Raw genomic sequence first — 22,318 nt, forward strand, 5'->3', positions numbered from 1 at the left:
CGCCGCTACCTCGTGTCCCGCCGGCCGCGCTCGCCGTCACCGGCCGCGGCCGCGCCGGCCCCCCGGCCGGTGTCGTCGCGGACGACCACCCCGCCCCGTACGACCAGCTCCACCCGGGTCATGGCGGTGATGTCCCGCAGCGGGACGCCACGGACGGCCACGAGATCGGCGTGCGTCCCCGGAGCGATCCGGCCGATGTCGTCGGCGCGCAGCAGCTCCGCGGCCGTGCTCGTCGCCGCTCTCAGCGCCCGCAGCGGATGAACTCCGTTCTCGACCATCGTGACGAAGTCGGCCTGGACGTCCTCGTGGGGGAGCACGCCGGCGTCCGTGCCGTAGGCGATCTTCACACCGCTCTCCGCGATGGCGTGCGCGCCCGCGCGCAACCCTTCACGGTGGGTGCGGAACTTCTGCCGTGCCTGCGGCGTCCGTTGCCGCCAGTACTCGTCGTCGTCCACGGCGTTCACGGCCCTGAAGAGCACTGTCGCGGTAGGCACGAGGAAGGTCCCGCGTTCCTCCATGAACGCCAGGGTCGCGGGCTTGACCAGGGAGCCGTGCTCCACCGAGCGCACGCCCGCCCGCACCGCCCGAAGCACGCCTTCGTCACCGAAGGCGTGCACCGCGCACGGCAGGCCGAGATCGGTGGCGGCGCCGACGAGGGTCTCCATCTCGCGCCGCGTGTAGGTGACTTGCCCGGGGCTGTCCGAGGGGGAGAAGAAGCCTCCGGTGCCGCCGAACTTGATCCAGTCGGCGCCCAGCCGGGCCTCGCTGCGTACCGCGCGCAGGATCTCGTGTTCACCGTCGGCGAGGACCCCCACCTCGACGTCCGGCCGACTGCCCAGCGAGGCGCTCACGTCCCCGTGGGCGCCGCGGGCGGAGATGATGTGCGGGGCGATGTGCAGGCGCGGCCCGCTGATCAGACCCGCGTCGACGGAATCCCGCACGGTCGTCACCAGCGGATCCGGCAGCGCGCTGCCCATCGTGCGGACAGTGGTGAACCCTTTGGACAACAAGGTGCGCAGCGCGGTGACCACGTTGAGGTGCCGGACGCCCAGCGGAACCATCACATCGCTGTCGGTCGCGTCAGGAGTGTCGACGGGATGCACATGGCAGTCGATCAGACCCGGTAAAAGGGTGTGCTCCGGCAATTCGATCCGGTCGGCGTCCCAGGGCATGTCGGCCTTCTTGCCGACAGCCTTGATCCGGCCGTCTTCGATCAGTACCGCGCAGCCCTCCACAGGGGCATCGGATACTCCGTCCCAGAGGTGTCTCGCGGTCACTGTCCAGCGCATGGAAATGTAGTGACCCGGCACCGGGGCGGCAAACGGAGGCAATGGAGACGGGAAGAACTCGTCGGTGACTGCCGTTTGTCCGGTAACCACCGAGGTGGCGACGGTTCCGTGCGGCGACGGAGCCGTGTGAGCGGGGTTGCTGCGATGTCTTCACGCCGCTTCGGTGAGCTTCGGCCGCGACACGGGTGGCTTGTTCTGCGCTGCAGAGAAGGCAATTCCCCTTCCGGACGCGGCGGACACACAAGTTTCCGAGAGAGCGACACCTACACCTGTGGCCCCTGCGTAGTACCGGCATCGCCGACGAGCACCCCCGGCGCGTCGGTGGCACCCCGCCACTCTTCCACGCCGACTACGGCAAGAAACCCGCGTACACCGCCGTGCTGACCGAGCGCCCCGGCTCCCCAGACGGAGGCGGCATCCCCGCTCCCTCGGCCTTACGCACCCCGCCCGGGTCGTACGGCCGCGTCGTGGCGATGTCGGCAGCGCACCCCCGCAGGCGTGCCGGACGGGGGACGGCCCTCGGCCGCGGCGGTGCGCTGGTCGTGCCGCGCCCGGTCGTCGCGTGCGCGTCAGTTGTGACCGCGGCGGGTGTCCACTCGTTAGGCAGGCCCTTCAGCCGACTTCAGACTCGTTCACGGTGCGAGGGGTGCGGCGTGGGTATGGAGGGACGGGTACGTGGATGCAGCACGGGACGCGGATGTGTTGGGTGCCGGCGAGGGCGCGGTGGGGGAGTGGCTGGCGATGAGCGGCCGGGCCCTTCCGGGGCTGCGGCAGTGGGCGGAGCAGGAACCGGAGTCGCCGTTGGCGGTGGCGTTGTGGGCGTACGCGGACAGGGAGCGCATGGAGCACCAAGAGGTGCGCACGCACCTGCAGACCGCTCACGCCGCGGCCGGGCGGGCGGCGGACAGGCATCTGGCGTCACTGATCCATGGGCTGTGGCTGTCGGCGCACAACCAGCATCAGGCCACGGCCGACCATCTGGTGGTGCACCTGGCCCAGTACCCCGCCGACGTGCTGGCCGGGCCTCTGCTGGCCGCGTTCTCCCTGTACGCGGACCCCGCCTACCAGGAGCACGGCCGGCATCTGGCCGTGTCCCAGTACCGGGTGGCGGGCAAGGAGTCGTGGCCGTGGGCATCCTGGGCGGCCGCCGCTCTGGCCGAACAGGGCGCCACCGACGAAGCCTGGCAGCTCGCCCAGCACGCCCTGTCACTGCAACCGCGCTCCGGGGTGGCCGTGCACGCCCGGGCGCACGCCGAACACGAACAGGGAACCGGGCCCGCCTGCACCGCGTTCGTCGACTCCTGGCTGTCCGCCGACCCGCACGCCCTGCAGCGCCGGCACCTGCAGTGGCACGCCGCTCTGCAGGACCTGGCCGGCGGAAACCTGGACGCGGCACGGCGACGCGCCGACACCGAACTGCACCGCGGTGACGTCGGGATGCGCGCGGCCACCAACTGGCGCCTGCTGCTGGCCGGCCAGGCCCCGGCCCGCACCAGCGACCTGGAGCACATCCACCGGCTGCTGGCCGAACCCGGCGGATGGGCGGAGGTCTTCCACACCTTCCAGCTCGCCCTGGCCCTGGCCGTGGCCGCCGACACCGAGGGACTGCACGCCCTTGCCGACCGTGCCGCAGCCGACGAACGCGGCGAGTACGGCGAGGTGCTTGCTCCCATCGCCCGCGCCCTCGCCCACATGGCCGCCGGGCGACCGGGCCAGGCCGTGGACCTGCTCGCTCCGCTGGGCGAACAGGCCGAGCGGATCGGTGGCGTCCGTGTGGAACGCGAGATCATCCAAGACACCTACGCCCGCGCCCTGGTGGAGGCCGGCCGTCCGCGGCAGGCAGCCGACCTTCTGCACCACCGCCTCACCCACCGCCATCACCACCGCTATGAGACTCTCCTGCTGGCTCCGGACCCGGCCGTCGATCCAGCACGGGCCGGCGGTGGTCCCGGAGCTCGGCCGGCGTGAGGGCGCTGACCCGGTTCTCGTACTCGTGGCGGCCCTCGCACCGGACCCGGACGGCCGAGGCATCTTGGCCGTCGTCAGACACAGTCCGGCTCTGTCGTTCAACGGCCGGGGGCCTTGCACGATGTGCTTTCGGCCCATCAGCCCCCGACCGGTGGCCGGCTTGAAAAAGCTCGGTGACCGACCGTGTTGTGGGCGGTGGTCGGTCGTTAGGCATGCGACGAGCGTAAGAACGGCCGACTGGCCCATTGAGAGGTGTCGGCCTGTACGGTGAGGAGCTGAGCATGGGCATGGCGGCACAGGTCTGGTCCGCGCGCAAGCGGGCGGTGCTGGTGGGTACGGCGCTAGGGGCGGTAGCGGTGTCGGGGGCACCGGCACACGCGAACATTGTCGGGTGGGCAACCCCGCCTTCGGCAACAGCTGTGCCAACCACGGCAGCGCCCGGGCATCGGGGGCCACGGTCGCGGGCACGGGCACCCTGTCGGGTAACGCGATCGGGTTGCCGCTGGACCTGCCGCGCAACGAGTGCGGCAACAGCGGAATCACCTGTGTCGCCCAAGGCGTCGGCAGTGCCGCCGGCGGGGTCGGCCCATACTTCTAGAGAAGGGGAGGACGGTCGCGAGGAGGAGTAATTCGGCGAGGCAGCGTCAGCGCGGGGCGGAACGCCTGTCCGCACCATACGGGTCGCGCCGGCTTCGCCGACCTCCGTACGATGCGCCCCGCCCCTCCTGCGTGACGCTGTCACCCGCGGCCCGTCACCGAAGACGCCGGTGGTCGTTCCGGCTGCACGGGCGCGCGCCTCAGCAGGACGAGGACCGCCACGAGTGTGCAGGCCAGTACCACGGCTCCGCACCGCAGGGCCAGGCGCAGGCCGTCGATGAAGGAGTCCTCCGCCCAAGAGGTCACCCGCAGGGCGCCCGCACCGGTGTAGCTTCCTGCGAACCCGTGGGCCGGGCCGTCGTTGACGACGGTCCGCACCAGGTGACCGGCCGCGTCCGGGGGAAGGCCGGCGTCCGTGGCGCGATCGTGGAGGGCGACGCGCATCCGTACGGTGAGGATGGAGCCGAGCGCGGCCACGCCGAGGACACCGCCCACCTCCCGCAGGGTGTCGACGAGCGCCGAGGCCGTGCCGGCCCGGTCGGCGGGAGCGTGTTCGATCAGCGTGATGACGGTCGGGACGAACAGCAGCCCGGTACCGACGCCCAGGATGGGCAGCAGCCACGCGTAGCTCGCGTAGGCGGCGTCCCGGCCGTAGAAGCTGAGCCCCGACAGGACGACGGTGTTGAGTGCCAGGCCCAGGACGAGCGGGGCGCGGATGCCACGGCGGACGGTGAGCCGTGCGGCGAAGGGCGCGGTCAGCGCGATGAACGCCGAGGCCGACAGGAACACCGCGCCGGCGCCGGCCGGCGACCAGCCCAGGACGTCCTGGAGGTAGAGGCTCAGGAAGAAGGTGGCGCCGAACAGTCCCATGCTGGAGGAGAAGCAGGCCACCGCGGTCGCCCGGGCCGCCGGAGCGCGGAAGTGGGCGGGGCTCAGCAGGGGCAGCGACACCCGCGTCTCCACCACCGCGAAAGCGGACAGCGCCGCGACCGCCACCGTCAGGGCGGCCACCACTGCCGGTGCGCCCCAGCCGTCGACGGGCCCCTGGACCAGACCGTACACGAGGCTGCCGAGGCCGGTGATGGCCAGGATCTGGCCGGCCGGGTCCCACCGCGCGGGTGCGGCGGGCGGGTGTGGCAGTACTCGCAGGGCGATCAGCAGTGCCGCCGCACCGACGGGCAGGTTGATCCAGAAGACGCTGCGCCAGCCCAGGACTTCGGTCAGGGGACCGCCGACCGCGGGGCCGAGTGCCACGCCGAGCCCGCCGGCCGCGCCGCGCACACCCAGGGCGCGGGCCCGCGTGGCGGCGTCGGGGTAGGTGTGGCGCAGCAGGGCGGCGCCGGCCGGCAGGAGCACGGCGGCGCCCAGGCCCTGGAGGGCCCGTCCGGCCACCAGCGTGGCCAGGGTGGTGGCCGCGGAGCCGATGGCGGAGCCCGCCATGAAGCCGACGAGTCCGGCGAGGAAGGCCCACCGCTGCCCCATCAGGTCGCCGACGGTGCCCGCGGACAGCAGGGTCGAGGCGAGCACGAGGGTGTAGGAGGCCATGGCCCACTGGAGTCCGCTGATGCCAAGGCTCAATTCCGCACCCATGGTGGGCAGCGCGTTGGTGACGGCCAGGTTGTCGAGCATGGCCATGAACACGCCGGTGCACACCACCGTCAGGACGAGCCGGGGGTGCCGTGCCGGTTCGGTGCCGGGCCTCACGGATGCCCTCCGGCCGGGCAGGCCGGGTCCTCGGAGGACTGGTGGAGGCTGGTCAGGCTGCGGTTCGCCTGGGCGTGTACGGCGATGAGGTCGAGGTCGGCGTGCGTGGCCGTGCGTACCAGCGTGGCCGAGGGCCCGGCCACCACCGAGCGGGCGGGCACGTGCCGGTTTTCCGGGACGACGGTGCCGGCCGCCAGGATCGAGCCGGAACCGATGCGGCTGCCGTTGAGTACGACGGCGCCCATGCCGATGAGCACGTCGTCGTCCACGTGGCAGCCGTGCAGGGTGGCGTTGTGGCCGACGGTGACGCGCGCGCCGAGCCACACGGGGTAGCCGATGTCGGAGTGGAGGACGGCGCCGTCCTGAACGTTGGACTCCTCGCCGATGTCGATGTTGTCCCAGTCGGCACGCAGGACCGAGTTGTACCAGACACTCGCCCGGGGACCCACGCGAACGGCCCCCAGCAGAACGGCAGTCGGGGCGAGAAAGGCGGTGGAGTCGATACGGGGAGCACGTCCGCTCAGCCCGCGGACGAGCGCTTCCCTGCGTGCGGTCGAGCGCTCTTCCATGTGGCTCCCAGGAAAACTCGGCTCGGTTCTCATGTGTCGCTTCCGTGGTCCCGCCCACCGGGGGGCTACCCGCCGCCACCAGGGACCAAGCGCCTCCCAACTCGCCCGAGGTAACGCTCGAACTCCCGTCTTCCCCTTGGCCTGTTGATGAGCTCGTCCCTATAGTGAGGGTATGTCCCTGGTCGCCTGCCAGGTCTCCGCGGTCCCGCCCGCCGTAGTCACCCGAGCAGCCAGCCAAGGGGAGATCCATGCCGCGCACTTCTCCGTACCCGTCCCCGTCCACTCCTTCCGGTGACGCCATCGCCATTGTCGGCGTGGCCTGCCGGCTGCCCGCAGGCATCGACACCCTCGACGCGCTGTGGCCGGTTCTCATCGAGGGCAGGGACCTGACCGGTCCCGTGCCACCCGACCGCTTCGACGCGAGCAGATGGCTGGACCCCGACCCACGGCGCCCAGGGAAGACGTATGTGGCGAAGGGCGGTTTTCTCGCGGATGTCCAGGGGTTCGACGCCGAGTACTTCAACATGTCCCCCCGCGAGGCCGCGAGGCTGGACCCGCTGCAGCGCATGTTCCTCGAGATGGCCGTGGAGGCCGTCGACGACGCCGGACACCCTGCCGCCCACCTGGCAGGCTCCGACACGGCCGTGTACGTCGGGGTCTCCGACCACAGTTTCGCCCACCTGCAAGGGCTCGACCCGATCAGTGTCGACGCCCACACCATGACGGGCGGTGCCACCGCCAACACCGCCAACCGCGTCTCGTACGTCCTGGACCTGCGGGGGCCCAGCCTGGCCGTGGACACCGCCTGCTCCTCGGCGCTGGTGGCCGTGCACCACGCCTGTGAGGCATTGCGTCACGGCCGCTGCGGCGCGGCGCTGGCAGGTGGAGCGAACGTGCTTCTCGGTCCGCCCGGGTTCGTGGGGTTCGCCAAGGCTTCGATGCTCTCTCCCACCGGCCGCTGCCGGCCCTTCTCCGCCGACGCCGACGGGTACGTACGCTCGGAGGGTGGCGGACTCGTCCTCCTCAAACCGCTCACCCGCGCACTGGAGGACGGCGACCGTGTGTACGCCGTGATCCTGGGCAGCGGTGTCAACAACGACGGACACACACCGGGCCTGACGATGCCCAGTGCCGAAGCACAGGAAGCGCTGCTGCGCGAGGTGTACGCGGCCGCGGGGGTGTCCCCCGACGAGGTGGCCTATCTGGAGATGCACGGTACCGGTACGCCCGTGGGCGACCCGGTGGAGTGCCAGGCGGTGGGCCGGGCCCTGGGACGCGGCCGGCCGGCGGACTCGCCCCTGCCGGTCGGCTCGGTCAAGGGTCTGCTGGGCCACTTGGAGCCCGCTTCGGGCATGGCCGGTCTGTGCAAGGCACTGCTGATGCTGCGTCACCGCCGGGTGCCGGCGAGCCCGTACGCCCGCCCGCTCAGCGAGACCATCGACTTCGAGGGCCTGCGCCTGGCGCCGGGCCTGGAGAGCGGGCCGCTGCGGTCCGGCGGACCCGGCGGGCGGGCCGTGATCGGAATCAACTCCTTCGGGTTCGGCGGGACCAACGCCCATGTCGTCCTCGCCGGCCCGCCGGCGCAGGACTCTGGCTTCTCCCCGGACGGCGCCACGCGGCTGCCGGTGCTGGTGTCCGCCCGTACCCCCGGCGCGGTCGCCGAAGCGGCCCGGCGCATGGCCGGGCGCCTGCGGCAGTGCCCGCCGGAGGAGTACTACCACCTGGCTTCCACGTCCTTCCTGCGGCGCGGACGGTATCAGCACCGCGCGGTCGTGCTGGCCGGCGGACCGCAGGAGGCCGCGGCGGAGTTCGACAACCTCGTCGGAGGCGGCCCGGACGCGGCCGGTGCCTTCGCTGAGGGGGCCGACGGCGCCACGGTCGCCCTGGCGTTCCCTGGGAACGGCGCGCAGTGGGCCGGCATGGGGCGGGACCTGCTGGCAGAGGAACCGGCGTTCCGCGCGGGTGTCGCGGAGGCCGACGAGGCCTTGCGGCCGCTGCTCGGCTGGTCGGTGCTGCGGGAGTTGGCCGCGGACGCGGGCGACCGCCGTCCGGACACCACCGACGTGGCCCAGCCCCTGCTCTTCGCCGTACAGGTGGGGCTGGTGTCCGTGCTGCGTTCCCACGGCGTCCGGCCGGCGGGGGTGGTGGGACACAGCGCGGGCGAGATGGCCGCGGCCTGGACCGCCGGCGTCCTGGACCTGGACGAGGCCGCCCGGGTGGTCGTGGCACGCTCGCGGGCCCAGGCGTCGACCGAGGGCGACTGGGGCATGGCCGCCGTCGGAGCGGATGCCGCACGGGTCGAGGAGTGGCTCGCGCCGTACGAGGGCCGGCTGGAGATCGCCGGGGTGAACAGCCCGCGTGACGTCACCGTCAGCGGTGACCGTGCCGCCGTGGCCGATCTCGGGGACAGGCTGAGGCGGGAGGACGTCTTCTTCCAGGACCTGGGCCTGCGCTACGCCTTCCACAGCCGCGCCATGGACCCGCTGAGGGAAGAACTGCTCGACGCCCTCGCCGGGCTGAAAGGCCGCCGGGCCCCTCTGCGATACGCCTCCGCCACCACCGGGACCCTGCTGACCGGCACCGAGCTGGACGCCGGTTACTGGTGGCGCAATCTGCGGCAGCCGGTGCTGTTCGGCGCCGCGGCCGGCGCGCTGCGGGAGGCGGGCTGCTCGTACTTCGTCGAGGTCGGCCCGCACCCGGTGCTCGCCGGCTGTCTGCGCCGCACGGCGGGGGACGGGCAGCAGCGGCCAGTCGTGGTGCCGATGATGCGCCGGGACGCCCCGGGCCCGGCAGGCGTCCGCGCGTGTCTCTCCCATGTGCTGGCCGCGGGCGCGTGCGCCGACCCCACTGTCTTCTTCCCGCGCCCGGGGCGCGTGGTGGACCTGCCCGGATACCCCTGGCAGCGCGAACGGCACTGGAACGGTGACCCCGCGCTGTGGCAGCGGGGCTACGGTGACGGGACGGTCGACCATCCGCTGCTCGGCGAGCGCGCGGCGGTCGCCGATCCCACCTGGCACGGCCCCTTCGAACCGGGCCGGGTGCCCTGGCTGGCCGACCACAAGGTCGGTGACGCCGCCGTGATGCCCGCCGCCGGACTGATCGAGATGGCCCTCGCCGCAGGACGGCGGGTGCACGACGGTCCGGTGGAGATCACCCACCTGAGTATCCCGCAGGCGCTCGTCCTGCCCTTCGACGCCACCGAAGAGAACGTGGAGATCCAGACGTCGCTGGCGCGCGAGGACGGCACCCTGCGGATCGCCTCCCGCATTGGCCGCGAGGAGAGCTGGCGGCACCACGCGCGGGGCCGCGTCAGGCGGCTGTACGCGGCACTGCCGGCCACGCTCGACGTCGAGGGCATCGCCGGGGAGCTGCCCCGGTCCAAGCCGCCCGAGGAACTGTACGCGGACGCGGAGCGCAGCGGTCTGCGCTACGGCCCCGCCTTCCGCGTGATGGACGACCTCCGCTTCGACGGCACCCGGGTGCTGATGCGCTACACGGGCACGACCGACACCGCCTCCGTCTACGAAGCACATCCCACGCTCCTGGACGGCGCGTTGCAGGCGGCCTCCCCCGTCGTACAGGAGCACGTGCCCCGCAACGCCCGGTACCTGCCGGTGGCTTTCGACCGCGTCCGCGCCTGGCGCCGCATCCCCTCCGGAGGCCACGTCCTGGTGGCGGTGCACTCCGTCTCCGGGCACGAGGTGCTGTTCGACGCGACGGTGGTGGCTCCCGGTGGGCTGGTCTGCGTCACCCTGGAGGGATGCCGGATGCGCCGGTTCGACGAGACCGGACCTGCGGCCGCGCCGTACATGACGACGGTGATGCGGGCGGCACCCCGGGCCGGGCAGACGCTTTCAGCGGGTCCTCCGGTCCCGTTGCCGGGGACCATCGCACGCCGGTGCGCGGGCGAGCTGCGGCGCGCCACGGCCGCATGGCGGCGGGACGACGATCCGGGTTTCCCCGCGGTGATCCGCGAGCTGACGGCGCACTTCGCCGCGCGGTCCGTGCGGGACCTGCTGCACGAGACCGGAGGCGGCGAACGCCCCTTCACCGTCGCGGAGCTCGTCCGCGCGGGAGTCCTGGCGCAGTACACCAAGCTGCTAGGCGTACTGCTGTCCAACGCGCAGGCCCACGGCCTGGCCGAGCAGGTGCCGGACGGAGCGGACGGAGCGGACGGAGCGGACGGCACCTGGCGTCTGGTGGGGACGGCATGCCCCGAGGAGCGCTTCCGGACCGCGATCGCCCGGCCCTCCGGACGCGCCGTGGACCTGGCACTGCTGGGCCGGTGCGGGAAGCGGCTGACGGCCCTCCTGCGCGGCGACCGTGACCCGGCCGAACAGCTGCTGTCCGAGGCCAACCGGTACCTGCTGGAGGAGTTCTACACGAGCGGGGGGCTGACGACGTTCCCCAACCGGGCGGCCCGCGCCGCCGTGCGCGCACTGGTGCGCGACTGGCCGGCCGACCGGCCGCTGCGCGTCCTGGAGGTCGGTGCCGGAACCGGCGGTACGACCGCTTTCCTGCTGCCGGAACTGCCACCCGACCGCACGCAGTACGTGTTCACCGACGTGTCGTCGGCCTTCTTCCCCCGCGCCCGCAAGCGCTTCGGCGCCTACGACTTCGTCGGCCACCACACGTTCGACCTCGACCGCGACCCGGTCGAGCAGGGTTTCGCGGAAGCCGCCTACGACCTGGTGGTGGCGAGCAGCGCCCTGCATGTCGCGGGCGACCTCCGCGCCGCGCTCGGCCGTGTGTGCCGGCTGCTGGCCGACGACGGCCTGCTGCTGGCCGTGGAGGCACACACGACGGCCGACCTGGCACTGGTCTTCGGGCTGCTGCCCGGCTTCTGGAATCAGCAGGACACGGCGCTGCGCCCGGACGGGCCGTTGCTGACCGGCGAGGGCTGGCGGCGGCTGCTGGCCGAGGAAGGCTTCCAGGACGTCATCCGGCTGGCCCCGCCGGACGGTCCGCGCGAGGACGAGTTCTCCGTTCTGCTGGCCCGGCGGACCTCTCGCCCGGCCCCGGTGCCCCCGCCCGCCCCGGCACCGGCCGGTACGGAGCCGGGCTGGATCATCGTGGCCGAGGCGTCCCGCGGCGCGCTGGCGTCCGCCTTGGCGCACCGGCTCGCGCCGGAAGGCGGACCGCGTGTGTGTGTCGTGCCGCCGACGGGCGACGACGAGCGCTGGACGACGCTCCTGGCCGGACAGCCGGAGCCCGCCACGGTCGTGTTCCTGCTGGGGGAGGACGGGACGGAGGGTGCCGCGGGCGCCCGGCGGCTGGAGACGGAACGGGCCCTGGAGCACGCGGCGGTCCTGCGCGGCGTGGCACGGGCCGCCCACCGCCGCACGGAGGCGGGGGACGGAGCCGGGGTCCGGCTGTGGATCGTCACACCGCCGTCCGGGGCCCTGCCCGCACCCGAACGCCCGCTCCATCCCATGGCGGCTTATGCCTGGGGGATGGCCCGCAGCCTCGGCAACGACTACCCCGACCTGAAGGTCCGGCGGGTTTCCCTCGACGCCACCGATCCCGTCGGTGACGCCGAACGGCTGGCCGCCGAGCTGACCGACCCCGGTCCGGAGGACGAAATCCTGCTGACCAGGTCAGGCCGATTCGTACCCCGCGTCCGGCAGACGACGGACCTCTCCCGGCCCCTGCGGGCCGGCACCGCGTCCTCCTACGCGCTGCGCCTGCGCGACCCGGGCCGCTCCTACCGGCTCGCCTGGTCGCCGGCGCCCGTACCGGCAGCCGGACCGGACGATCTGCTCATCGCCGTGCGGGCCGCCGCCCTCAACTACAGGGACGCGCTCCAGGCAGTGGGCGCGATGCCCTTCGACCAGCGGCAGCACGACACCGGCGGGGGAGAATTCGCCCTGGGCATGGAGTGCGCGGGGACGGTCCTCGCCGTGGGTGCCCGCGTCACCGGCTTCACCCCCGGAGACCGGGTCATGGCGTTCGGCGGCACGACGTTCCGCTCCCACGTGGCGGTCCCGGCCGCTTTCGCCGCCCGCGTCCCCGACCACCTGGGTTTTTGCCCGGCGGCCACGCTGCCGACCGTCTTCCTCACCGTCCACCACGCCCTGCACCACCTGGCGCAGCTGACTTCCGGGGAGACCGTCCTGGTGCACGGCGCCGCGGGAGGCGTGGGACTGGCGGCCCTGCAGTACGCGGAGCACGTCGGCGCCCACGTCGTCGCCACCGCCGGCACTCCGACCAAGCGCGACCTGCTGCGGCTGCTCGGCGTGCGGCACGTGCTCGACTCACGGTCGCCCGGATTCGCCCAGCGCCTCATGGAGATGACAGGAGGCGACGGCGTGGACGTCGTCCTCAACTCGCTGTCCGGCGAGGCGATGGCGCGCGGACTCGAAGTGCTGCGCCCCGGCGGACGCTTCGTGGAACTCGGCAAGCACGACCTGTACGCGGACAGCGGGCTGCCGCTGCGGCCGTTCCTGAACAATCTCACCTTCAGTGCCGCCGACCTCGCCGGCCTGGCACACACCGACCCCCAGTTGCTGGCGGCGCGGTTCGCCGAGGTCGCCGAGCGGGTGGCGGACGGCGTCTACCGCCCCGTTCCGCACTACGTCTACACCGCCGACCGGGTCTCCGACGCCTTCGAGGCACTGCAGCACTCGCGCCACGTGGGCAAGGTGGTGATCTCCCTCGAAGAGGAGCCCGCCCTCCGGGACGTGCCGCAGCCGTACGCACCGGACCCGCTCGGCACCTACCTCGTCACCGGCGGCCTCACCGGGTTCGGGGCGGCCACCGCGCGCTGGCTCGCCGACCGCGGCGCCCGGCACCTGACCCTGGTCGGGCGGCGCGGCGCCGACACGCCGGAAGCCCCGGCGCTCCTGCGGTATCTGCGAGAGCGGGGAGTGACGGTAGCCGTGCACGCGGCGGACGTGGCCGACGCCACTGCCATGAAGAGCGTGCTGAACGCCGTGGACGCGACGGGACCCCGGCTGCGGGGGGTGCTGCACGCCGCCATGGTCGTCGACGACGCACCACTCGCCGAGCTGACCACCGACCGATTGCGGCAGGTCCTGGAGCCCAAAGCCGGCGGCGCGGACGTGCTCGATCGCCTGACCCGAGGCCGCGACCTGGATGTCTTCGTCCTGTACTCGTCGGCCGCCTCCCTGCTGGGCACCGCGCACCAGGCCGGCTACAGCGGCGCCAACCTCTACCTGGAGGCCCTGGCCCGCTCACGCCGGCAAGCCGGCCTGCCGGCCCTCGCAGTGGCGTGGGGGGCCGTGGACGAGGTCGGCTACGTCGCCCGAGAAGGTATCGGCGACTTCATGAGGCAGTTGGGCCTCGACCCGGTGCCGCCGGGTGACGCGCTGACCGCCTTGGGGGTGCTGGCCGCACGTGGCGACGAGGTCGCGGTCGTCGCCCGCATCGACTGGCGCGTGACCCGGCACGCTTTCGCGACGCTCGGCGCCGCCCGATTCGACGGAGTACGGCCGCCAGAGGATTCCGGCGGTACGGGCCGTGCCGCGCTGCTGGAGGCACTGGCCACCGCGTCACCGGAGGAGGCCCTCGCCCGGGTGACGGAGGTCCTCACCGACAGCCTCTGCCAGGTCCTGCAGACCACCGCCGACCGGGTGCCCGGCGACAGGCGCCTCGACCAGATGGGACTGGACTCGCTCATGGCGACCGAGCTGCTGGCGATGGTCAACCAGCGGCTGGGCTGCAACCTGTCGGCCGTGGAGATCTTCGACAGCACCACGGTCGACGACCTGGCCCGGCGCTGCCTGCGGCGGCTCAGGCCGGACCAGTGACACGCCGGGGAGCCCGGTGCCGCGCAGGATGCCTCCGGCTCGCCCTCGGGCCCTGCGCGGACAGCGCCACCGGGGCCTCCCGCCATCACACACCTTGTACAACGGTATTACTGCCTGGAGGACACCGGCTGTTCTGGAAACGTCATCCTTTATCCCCGTGGGCGCGGACTACGTGGTCCGGTCCTCTCCAGGAGGATCCCGGGGTGGTACGGACAGCCGGTGCCGGCACCCGGGCGAGTGCGGTCGGCGCCGGTTGGGGGCGGCAGCGGGTGGCCTCGGCGGGCAGGGTAACGCCGTTGGCGCGCAGGCCGTGGACCCGGGTCAGGAAGGCCGCGCCGCGAAGCAAGCTGGTGGCGACCGTCGCCGCGTGTCGGTGTTCCGGGCGGCTCAGCGGTGTGCCGGCGGTCCAGGCGTTGAAGGCTCCCATGGCAGGGCCGCACCAGATCTGCCAGTGTGCGGCGTGATCCGTCTCGCCCCGCAGGGCCCGGCGCGAAGCCGTGGCCAGGTACCAGCGGAACACCAGCGCCATCCGGTGTTTCGGGTCCCCGTCCGCGCGGCTGAGTTCCCGAGGGGCCCGGGCGCGCAGATACGCGGCGGTCTCCTCCCACACCTTGCCCAGCGGTCGGCCCAGAACGGTCGCTTCCAGTCGACGCAACTCGTGGGCGGGCAGCGCGTCGAGGCCGTGGTGGTCGCGGTAGAGGCGGTAGAGGTACCCGGCGTGCTGGGCGAAGCGGGTGCCCCGGGTGAGGACCTGGACCGTGCCACCTTGCTCGAACAGGTCCGCGGCCGGGGCCATGGCCACGTCGGTGGGTCCGGCCTCGGCCAGCAGCAGCTTGACCTCCGCGGAGGTGCCCGCCTCCACGCATGCCTGGTTGACGGAGCCGGTCACCACGTAGTCCGCGCCCGCCGCGAAGGCCGCGGCGATCGCGACCGGGGTGCCGAGGCCGCCGGCGGCCCCGATCCGCACCGGCGGGCGGCCCGGCAGCGCGAGGTCGTCCCGCAGCGCCGCGATCAAGGGCAGGATCACCATCAGCGGTCTGCGATCGGTATGACCACCTGAGTCGGCCTCCACAGTGATGTCGTCGGCGACCGGCACCCGGTCCGCCAGAGCGGCCTGTTCGGCGTCGATGCGCCCGGCCCGCACCAGCTCGGCCACCATCGCCGCAGGCGCGGGGCGCAGGAAGAGATGGGCGACCTCCGGACGGGACACCTTGGCGATCAGGCGGTGAGCGGTGACCACCGCCCCTTGTGGATCCTGGCGCAGGCCGCTGAGCCGGTAGCGCAGGAGATCCGGCGTGAGCTGTACGAAGGCGGATGCCTCCACACAGCGCACGCCATGGCGCAGGCAAAGATCGACACAGTGCCGCTCCAGCTCGGGAGCGGCAGGGCTGTGGATGAGGTTGCAGGCGTACGGCCCGTCACCGAGGCGCCGCCGCAGTTCGGCCAGGGCGCCGTCGAGCCGCTCGGACGCCAGGCCCGCCGCACCGAAGGAGGCGAGGTAGCCGGCACGGGACAGGGCGCAGACGAGGTCGATGGACGCGATGCCGACGGCCATGGCCCCGGCCAGGTAAGCGGCGGAGACGCCGTGGTGGGCGCGGAAGGCCGGAGCACCGAGGCGTTCGGCCGGCAGTGGCGGGGCATAGGCGAGCAGGGGCCGCGCCGGGGTGGGCCGGTCGTGGGTCAGCCGGATGTCGTGCGACGGGCCGGTGACGTAGCAAGGCCGGTGCAGGGCCTCCAGGACGGCTCGCACCTCCGCCGGGCTCTGTGGCGGGGTCACCGGTCGAGTCCGGTGCCCGCGGATTCCTCCGCCAGGCGTACCTGGTGGCGGGCGATGGCGTGATGGGCGGTCAGCACGGCAACGTGCGCCCGTTGGACCTGGTCGGCCAGCAGGAGGGAGAACTCGCGCAGCACCGTCGCCGGAGGCTGTGCGGCGGCGGTGTGACAAGCCGCTCCGCTCGGGTCGGGCAGGGGGCAAGCGGCTGTCGCCGGGGCGGGATCCTGGGCGAGCAGGGTGTGCAGCGGCGTGCCGTCGAAAGCCAGCTCAGACACGACGGGCTCCTTCCGGGGAGTGGGGTTTGCCGGGGGCCTCGTGCGTCCGAGCGGAGCGCGCCGAAGCCGGATCCCCGGCCAGGCCGGCGGCCGAGAGCGCTGCCGCCGGGGCCAGGACCTCGGACGGCGCGGAAGCCGGAGAACCTGTTCCCGCAGCCCGGGCCGGTGGCGGCGGTGGCGCAGAGGGCAGGGTCGTCGGCGGCTTCGCCGACACCGGGAGGCCGGGGGCACGGCTTGTCCCGGCGGTCATGGAGGGCGTGCGTGAGAACCGGGGCACCGCGCCGCCGTCGGCCGGCGCCGATGCTGTCGCAGCTCCTCGCAAACGGGACAGCAACTCGTCCGGGCCGAGGTTGACCAGGGTCACTCCGCTCCAACGCTGGAGGATGTCGCCGTCCGGTGTGCACGCGGTCACGGTGCAGTGGGCGCCCACGGGGGTGGTGTTCTCCAGTTCGGCGACGACGAGGAAAGGGGCGTTGTCGGGCAGCGGGGCGAACAGTTCGACCGAACGGACACTGATCGGGGGGCAGGCCCGGCCGTGGTGGGAGCGCACCAGGAGTGCTGCGGCTTGCAGCAGCAGGTCGCTCAGCCCGGGGCTGAACAGTGGGGTGGCGAAGGCGCCGGCGGACAGCGGGGGGTCGGGCATGCGGGCGCTGAGGACGAGTCGCTCGGGGGTGTCGGAGAGGACGTCGCGCAGGCCGGTGAGGGTGGGGCCGTGGAAGAAGAAGCCTTCCTCGTAGGCGCGGTGGATGGTGCCGTCGAGGTGGCCTGTGGGCACGGCGATGCGGGCCGGCGCTGCCGGGATTTCGGGGCCCCAGACGTAATTGGCCTCATAGCAGGGATGCGGCGAGCCGTCGGTTGCTGTGATCGTGAGGTGGGCGCCGGTGCCGTCCTTTTTCCGGACGGCGACGGCGGTTGCCAGGTCGGGTTGGCTGCCGTCGAAGTAGAGGCCGCGGCGTACCCGGAAGTCGTGGCAGGCGTGGACCCGGGTCTGTCCGCCCAGGGAGCGTTCAAGGACGTTCATGCCCCAGCCGACAGCGGCCGTCAGGGGCAGCAGTGGGAAGCCGCCGAAGCTGTGGTCGCGCAGGACGGGTTCGTGGTGCGTGGTGCGCAGGGAGCGGGTGGCACGGACGGTGCCGGGCAGGCGGTCGGTGCGCCGGACGGGGGCGGTGGTGGGGCCGATCACGGCCACGGCGTCCACGTGGGAAGCCTGCCGGGTGAGGTCGAGCAGGTGGCCGCATCCCTCTTCGCGGGTGAGGACGGGAACGCCTTGGCCGCGGAACAGGTCGGTCATGGGGGCGGCCATCCCTCCCTCCCAGGGGCCCCAGACCAGGGCGGTGACCCGGGTGGAGGGCCGGGCGGCCTTGACGGCGCAGGCGTGGCGGACCAGGGACTCGTTGGCCAGTGCGTAGTCGGACTGGCGGACGTTGCCCCAATAGCCGGCGATCGAGGAGAAGACCATCAGATGGCGCAGCCGGGTCTGGTCGAGCACGCCCATGAGGTGGTGCAGGCCGGTGAGTTTGGTGCCTACGACGCGGGCCACGGCTTCCGGGGTCTTGTCGCGCAGCGGTTTGTCGCCCAGGACCCCGGCCGCGTGGACGAGTCCGGTGATGCGGGGCAGGTGCGGGGCCAGGGCCCGGCCGACGGCATCGGCGTCCAGAAGGTCCGCGCTGACGTAGTCGACGGTGATCCCGTCGGCGCGCAGCTCCTTGAGGAGTTTCGCGATCTCTTTCGTACGCGGGTTCCGGTCACCGGGAGTGCCGTCGGGCGCATCGCCTGCAGGCGGCGGGTCGGTGCGGCCCAGGAGGACGAAGCCGCAGCGGTGGGCGCGTGCGAGGGCCCGCACGCACCAGGCCGTGATCCCGGAGGCGCCGCCGGACACCAGCAGGACGTCCTCCTCGGTCAGGTCGGGGGTGGCGGGGTCATGCGGCAGGATGCTCGCGTCCGGTTCGGCGCAGAGCGTCGTGGTACGGCGTCCACACCGGTCGTGGCCGGTTTCGCGTACGTCGGCGGCGGTGTCGGTGAGTTCCGCGAGGAAGGCGGCGGCCGCCTCATCGTCGGTGAGCGCGGGGTCGAGATCGAGGGCACGGCAGAACAGCGCGGGCGCCTCCAGTGCCACGGTCTTGACCAGCCCGGCCAGGCCACCGGCGAGGGCGGCGGTGGTATCTCCGCCCGAGCCGCGGTGTCCCAGGGCGCCGTCGAGCCGGGTCACGGTGACGAACGCGGCCCGGCTGCCGGTGCGGGCGGTCTCGTTCAGGGCGGGGCAGACGTGCTTGGCGAGCAGGACGCTGTGCTGGAGCCGTGCGACGAGGATGTCCGCGGCGGCGTCCGCGTCCCGGCCGACAGGTTGCAGTACCAGGTGCGGCGGGCCGCCCGGGTCACTGACGGCCCGCAGCCCGGCGGCAAGGGCCGCCTCGCCCCAGTCGGCCAGGGTGTGCCCGCCGTCCGGGGAGGTGCTGCCGGGCAGGCCGAGGCAGTGCACCTGCCATCCGCGGACACGCAGCGCGTCGCCGAGCGTCGCCGCGAGGGAACTGCCGTCGTCGACGATCAGGGCACGCGGAGCGTCGGGGAACAGGGTGTCGCACGTGTCGGGCGCGGGCAGAGGGCGCAGGGTGACGTAGGTGCGCGCGGCCGGGGGCGGCCCGCCGGCTTCCGGCATGATCCCCCAGGTGATGTCGCTGACTCCCTTGCCGTCCAGGACCGACCGGAACTTCTGGCTCATCTCGCCGACCGTGCGCGCCGAGCTGAACTCGAACAACTGCTCCCGGCTGATGACGGGGTACCGCTGCCAGATGGCGGAGGCGATCTCGACCTGCTTGAGGGAGTCGATGCCCAGGTCCTCCTGGATGTAGAGGTCCGGTTCGAGCTGGTGCGCGTCGTAGCCGGTGCGTTCGGCGATGATTTCCAGGAAGGTCAGCTCGACCTCGGTCGGGCTGAGTCCGTCCACATCCGCGGGGCCGCAGACGGCGCTCGAGGCCACCGGTCCGGTGCCGTCGCGCAGGGAGCGTACAGCCGCCCAGCGGTCGCCGGAGCCGCCATCGGCCGGCTCGCGGCCCGCCGGGACGGGAGCGGCCGGGGCAGCGGGAGCCGTGGGTTCGGCGGGGGCGGGAGAGGCCCCGGAACCCTCCGGCGCGATCGTGGCTGGTGCGGCAGGCTGGGCACAAGAGGTCACGGTGTCACCGGCGGCCGGATCGAGCAGGGCGGTAACCACCTCACCCGCCCGGATGTGCGCCTCCCCGACGGCCATACCGTGCCGGGAAAGCGCCTGTACGGCCTCGATGAGGGGCGCCGCCTCGCCGCCTCCGCGGACCGCGGTGTCCAGCAGCCGGGTGAGCTCCTGTGCGGTGTGCAACTGGCCGTCCAGAAAGCGCACATGGGCGTCGAGATGCGCGGCCGTCGCCTCCGCGAGCGCGGCATGCGTGCCGGGTCTCGGCGTGATCGGTGGCCGAGGCGGCTCGCTGGGCGAGGCCGCATGTGCCGATGGGAGTGGGACCGAGGGAGCGACCGGCCCGGGGACCGCGTCTGCACGGGGAGGCAGGGCCGCGCGGCCGGCCTCCCGGGAGGCGTTGAAGGCGAAGTTGGGACCGTGCAGGGTACGGGCCACCGTGGACGCGGCGTCGGGGTCCGGGGACGGCGACGCGTCGTAACGGTTGATGCCGGTCAGGGGCAGACCGAGCACGGCCAGGTGCAGAGCCGCGGCTTTGAGGGCGGCCGCCGAGTCGCCGGTGCGGTCGGCCGCGTCGCAGGAGACGATTTCCACGGGCCGTCCGGCCAGGGTGCGCCGAACCAGTCCGGCGAGGATGCGCCGGGGCCCGAACTCCACGAACACCGTGACACCGTCGTCATGCAGTTCGCGCAGGCGGGCGGCGAAGTCGACGGGCGCGGTGAGCTGATTCACCAGGGTCGTGCGGGCGGCGTTGCCGTCCTTGCCGTAGCGTGCCCCGTCCGCGCCGGCGTACACGGTCACGGTGGGAGCGGCGAACGGGACCGCGGCGCAGGCGTCGGCGAAGGGTTCCCGGGCGTGGGCGACGAGAGGGGTGTGGAAGGCGGCGCCCACAGGGAGGCGCAATGCCCCGACGCCGGCGGTCCGGCAGGAGTCCAGGAACGCCTCGACGGCGGTGGTGGGACCGGCCACCACCTGCTCGTCGGGTGCGTTGGCGTTGGCGATCCGCAGGTCCCGGTGGCCGTCGAGCAGGTCCCGTAGGCGCTCCGGGGAGGCGTGGACGGCGGCCATGGTACCGGCGTCGGTGTTCCCGTCCGTGATCGCGGCCAGGGCGGTGCCGCGTGCGTGGGCGAGGGTGAGGAACCCGGCGCGGTCCAGGACGCCGGCGGCATGTAGGGCGGTGATCTCGCCGAAGCTGTGGCCGAGGACGGCGTGCGGGGTGAAGCCCAGCTCACACAGGAAGTCCCACTGTCCGAGGGACAGAGCGCCCACGGCCAGTTGCGCGTGGTCGGGGCGGCGCAGGCGCTTTTCGGCGGCTTGCTCCCGTTCGGCGGTGGGTGGCGGGAAGACGGCGTCCGCCAATGTGTCGCCGTCAGCGCACAGGGCATTGGCGTCGTCGAAGGCGCGGCGCACCGGGGGCAGGGCGAGGGCCGCGGCGGCGCCCATGCCGACGTACTGGCTGCCCTGCCCGGCGAACAGGGCAGCCACGCGCGCGTTTCCGGGCAGCGCGCGGCGCCGGTAGTGGATGCCCTCGGGGTGCTCCCACTCGTCCTGCTCGAGAACGGCGCGCAGTTGTCGCACCGTCGCGTCGAACAGGTCGCTGTAGCGGTCGTCCGTGGGGCAGACGAAGCCGACGCGGGCGTGTCCGGCCGGTGCGGGCTCCTGGGCCGCCGGGGCGCCGGACGTCAGGTTGGCGAGCAGGAGTTCCGGGGTGGGGGCATGCCACAGGTAGGCAACCGGCAGCTCGTGGGCGGCCCGGGAGGGCCGGGGGGACCCATGGGGAAGGTGCTCCTCCAGTACGGCGTGGTAGTTGACGCCGCCGAAGCCGAATGCGGAGACACCGGCACGGCGGACGGGCCGGCCGGGGTCGCGGATCCAGGGCCGGGCGTGGGTGCTGAGGTACAGCGGGGTGCCCGCGCGGGTCAGGGCGGGGGCGGGAGTGGTGACCCCGATGGTGGGCGGCAGAACCTTGTGGTGCAGCGCGAGCACCGCCTTGATGAGGCCGGCCGCGCCCGCCGCGGCCTTGGTGTGACCCACCTGGGACTTGACGCTGCCGACCGCGACGCTGGCGGACCGGGCGCTGGAGGACATGAGGGTGTCGAGCGCCTCGATCTCGACGCCGTCCCCGATGGGAGTGCCGGTCCCGTGGGCCTCGATGAGGCCGACGCTGTGCGGCGGACAGTCCGCGTCGTCGTAGGCGGCCCGGAGAGCTCGCAACTGGCCCTGGCCGCACGGCGCGTAGATGCTCTTGGCGCGTCCGTCGCTGGAACTGCCGAGGCCACGCAGTACGGCGTAGATCCGGTCGCCGTCGCGCTCCGCGTCCGCGAGCCGCTTCAGGACCAGCATGCCCAGGCCCTCGCCCAGCAGGGTGCCGTCGCTGTCGGAATCGAACGGGCGCACCCGGCCGCTCGGGGACAGTGCCGGAGTCTTGCTGAAGCACATGAAGGTCAGCAGGCTGTTGTCGGCGTCGGCTCCACCGGTGATCATCACGTCGGCGCGGCGGGAGAGGAGTTCGTCGGCGGCGGCGCGTACGGCGGCCAGGGAACTGGCGCAGGCGGCGTCCACGGTGTGGTTGACCGCACCCAGGTCGAAGCGGTTGGCGATGCGTCCCGAGACGATGTTTCCGAGCGTACCGGGGAAGGAGTCCTCGGTCCATTCCGGCAGGCTTTCAAGAAACGCCCTGGTCAGGGTGTCGATATCACGGCGGGTCAAGCCACAGCGCAGCGCGACGTCCCGCACATGGCCGGCCCAGAGCCGGGCGGCTAGCGGGATGATGGTGGAGTTGACGCCGCACACGCCGAGAACGACTCCGGTGCGGGCGGGGTCGTGCCACCGGTCACGTCCATGGGCCGCGTCGCGCAGCGCCTCCTGGGCGACCCGCAGGGCCAGCAGTTGTACCAGGCCCACGGAGTCCACGCTGCGCGGCGGCATCCCGAAGGCGAGGGGATCGAATCGCTGGGGGGCGAGGAAGCCGCCCCGTCGAGCGTAGACCTTGTCGGGAGCGAAGACGTCCGGGTCGTAGTGCTCCTCCGCGTCCCACCAGGCGGAGGGCACTTCGCCGATGCAGTCCCGGCCGGCCACCACCGAGCGCCAGAAGCCGCGCAGGTCGTCCGAGCCGGGAAACATGCAGCCCAGGCCGATGACGGCCAGAGGATCGTGCGCCATACGGCGGTCGATGTCGGCCATGACCGGATATACCTCGCTTCGCGGTAT

At 73.0% G+C, this 22,318-nt stretch carries 9 protein-coding genes; 3 read left to right on the plus strand and 6 right to left on the minus strand.

Annotated elements, in window-relative coordinates:
* Window positions 1–5: 5 nt before the first annotated feature.
* The gene (locus tag ACSURM_RS37205; protein WP_436960578.1) at window positions 6–1,289 is read right to left on the minus strand and encodes an amidohydrolase family protein; all 1,284 of its coding nucleotides are present in this window, start codon (window positions 1,287–1,289) and stop codon (window positions 6–8) included.
* Between the two features lie 675 nt (window positions 1,290–1,964).
* Here ACSURM_RS37205 and ACSURM_RS37210 point away from each other — a divergent pair.
* Both ACSURM_RS37210 and ACSURM_RS37215 read left to right on the plus strand, forming a co-directional pair.
* Window positions 1,965–3,257: a hypothetical protein gene (locus ACSURM_RS37210; RefSeq protein WP_436960579.1), complete on the plus strand. Its 1,293-nt coding sequence runs from the start codon at window positions 1,965–1,967 to the stop codon at window positions 3,255–3,257.
* Window positions 3,258–3,648: 391 nt separating this feature from the next.
* Entirely contained in the window at window positions 3,649–3,855 is a 207-nt protein-coding gene (locus ACSURM_RS37215; protein ID WP_436960581.1) for a chaplin family protein, read from the plus strand.
* A gap of 140 nt (window positions 3,856–3,995) precedes the next feature.
* Here the strand turns inward: ACSURM_RS37215 and ACSURM_RS37220 are convergent, their stop codons facing one another.
* Window positions 3,996–5,558 carry an MFS transporter gene (locus tag ACSURM_RS37220; protein WP_436960583.1) on the minus strand — a complete coding sequence of 521 codons (1,563 nt, stop codon included), beginning with the start codon at window positions 5,556–5,558 and terminating at the stop codon, window positions 3,996–3,998.
* Window positions 5,555–6,127: a gamma carbonic anhydrase family protein gene (locus tag ACSURM_RS37225; RefSeq protein ID WP_436960584.1), complete on the minus strand. Its 573-nt coding sequence runs from the start codon at window positions 6,125–6,127 to the stop codon at window positions 5,555–5,557. Before ACSURM_RS37225 ends, ACSURM_RS37220 begins: the two co-directional genes overlap by 4 nt.
* A 248-nt stretch (window positions 6,128–6,375) precedes the next feature.
* On the opposite strand from ACSURM_RS37225, the gene ACSURM_RS37230 reads away from it, so the two are divergent.
* On the plus strand, window positions 6,376–13,896 hold the full coding sequence (locus ACSURM_RS37230) for a type I polyketide synthase (protein ID WP_436960586.1): 7,521 nt from the start codon (window positions 6,376–6,378) through the stop codon (window positions 13,894–13,896).
* A gap of 142 nt (window positions 13,897–14,038) precedes the next feature.
* Here ACSURM_RS37230 and ACSURM_RS37235 read toward each other — a convergent pair whose 3' ends face one another.
* From ACSURM_RS37235 to ACSURM_RS37245, 3 genes are read right to left on the minus strand one after another with little or no spacing between them, the layout of a single operon-like run.
* Window positions 14,039–15,673 (minus strand): PfaD family polyunsaturated fatty acid/polyketide biosynthesis protein, encoded by a 1,635-nt coding sequence (locus ACSURM_RS37235; protein ID WP_436960588.1) that lies wholly within the window; start codon window positions 15,671–15,673, stop codon window positions 14,039–14,041.
* On the minus strand, window positions 15,670–15,945 hold the full coding sequence (locus ACSURM_RS37240; protein ID WP_436960590.1) for a hypothetical protein: 276 nt from the start codon (window positions 15,943–15,945) through the stop codon (window positions 15,670–15,672). The genes ACSURM_RS37235 and ACSURM_RS37240 overlap by 4 nt, the downstream gene beginning before the upstream one ends.
* Window positions 15,938–22,291 carry a beta-ketoacyl synthase N-terminal-like domain-containing protein gene (locus ACSURM_RS37245; protein ID WP_436960592.1) on the minus strand — a complete coding sequence of 2,118 codons (6,354 nt, stop codon included), beginning with the start codon at window positions 22,289–22,291 and terminating at the stop codon, window positions 15,938–15,940. The genes ACSURM_RS37240 and ACSURM_RS37245 overlap by 8 nt, the downstream gene beginning before the upstream one ends.
* Window positions 22,292–22,318 lie beyond the last annotated feature (27 nt).

It is taken from the genome of Streptomyces sp. SudanB182_2057, from assembly GCF_964272715.1.
Lineage (GTDB): Bacteria > Actinomycetota > Actinomycetes > Streptomycetales > Streptomycetaceae > Streptomyces > Streptomyces rubradiris.

What these genes read in the sequence shown, in the direction of transcription:
- ACSURM_RS37225 (WP_436960584.1), bottom strand. Translation starts at nt 6,127, where the DNA reads ATGGAAGAGCGCTCGACCGCACGCAGGGAAGCGCTCGTCCGCGGGCTG.
- ACSURM_RS37205 (WP_436960578.1), bottom strand. Translation starts at nt 1,289, where the DNA reads ATGCGCTGGACAGTGACCGCGAGACACCTCTGGGACGGAGTATCCGAT.
- ACSURM_RS37245 (WP_436960592.1), bottom strand. Translation starts at nt 22,291, where the DNA reads ATGGCCGACATCGACCGCCGTATGGCGCACGATCCTCTGGCCGTCATC.
- ACSURM_RS37230 (WP_436960586.1), top strand. Translation starts at nt 6,376, where the DNA reads ATGCCGCGCACTTCTCCGTACCCGTCCCCGTCCACTCCTTCCGGTGAC.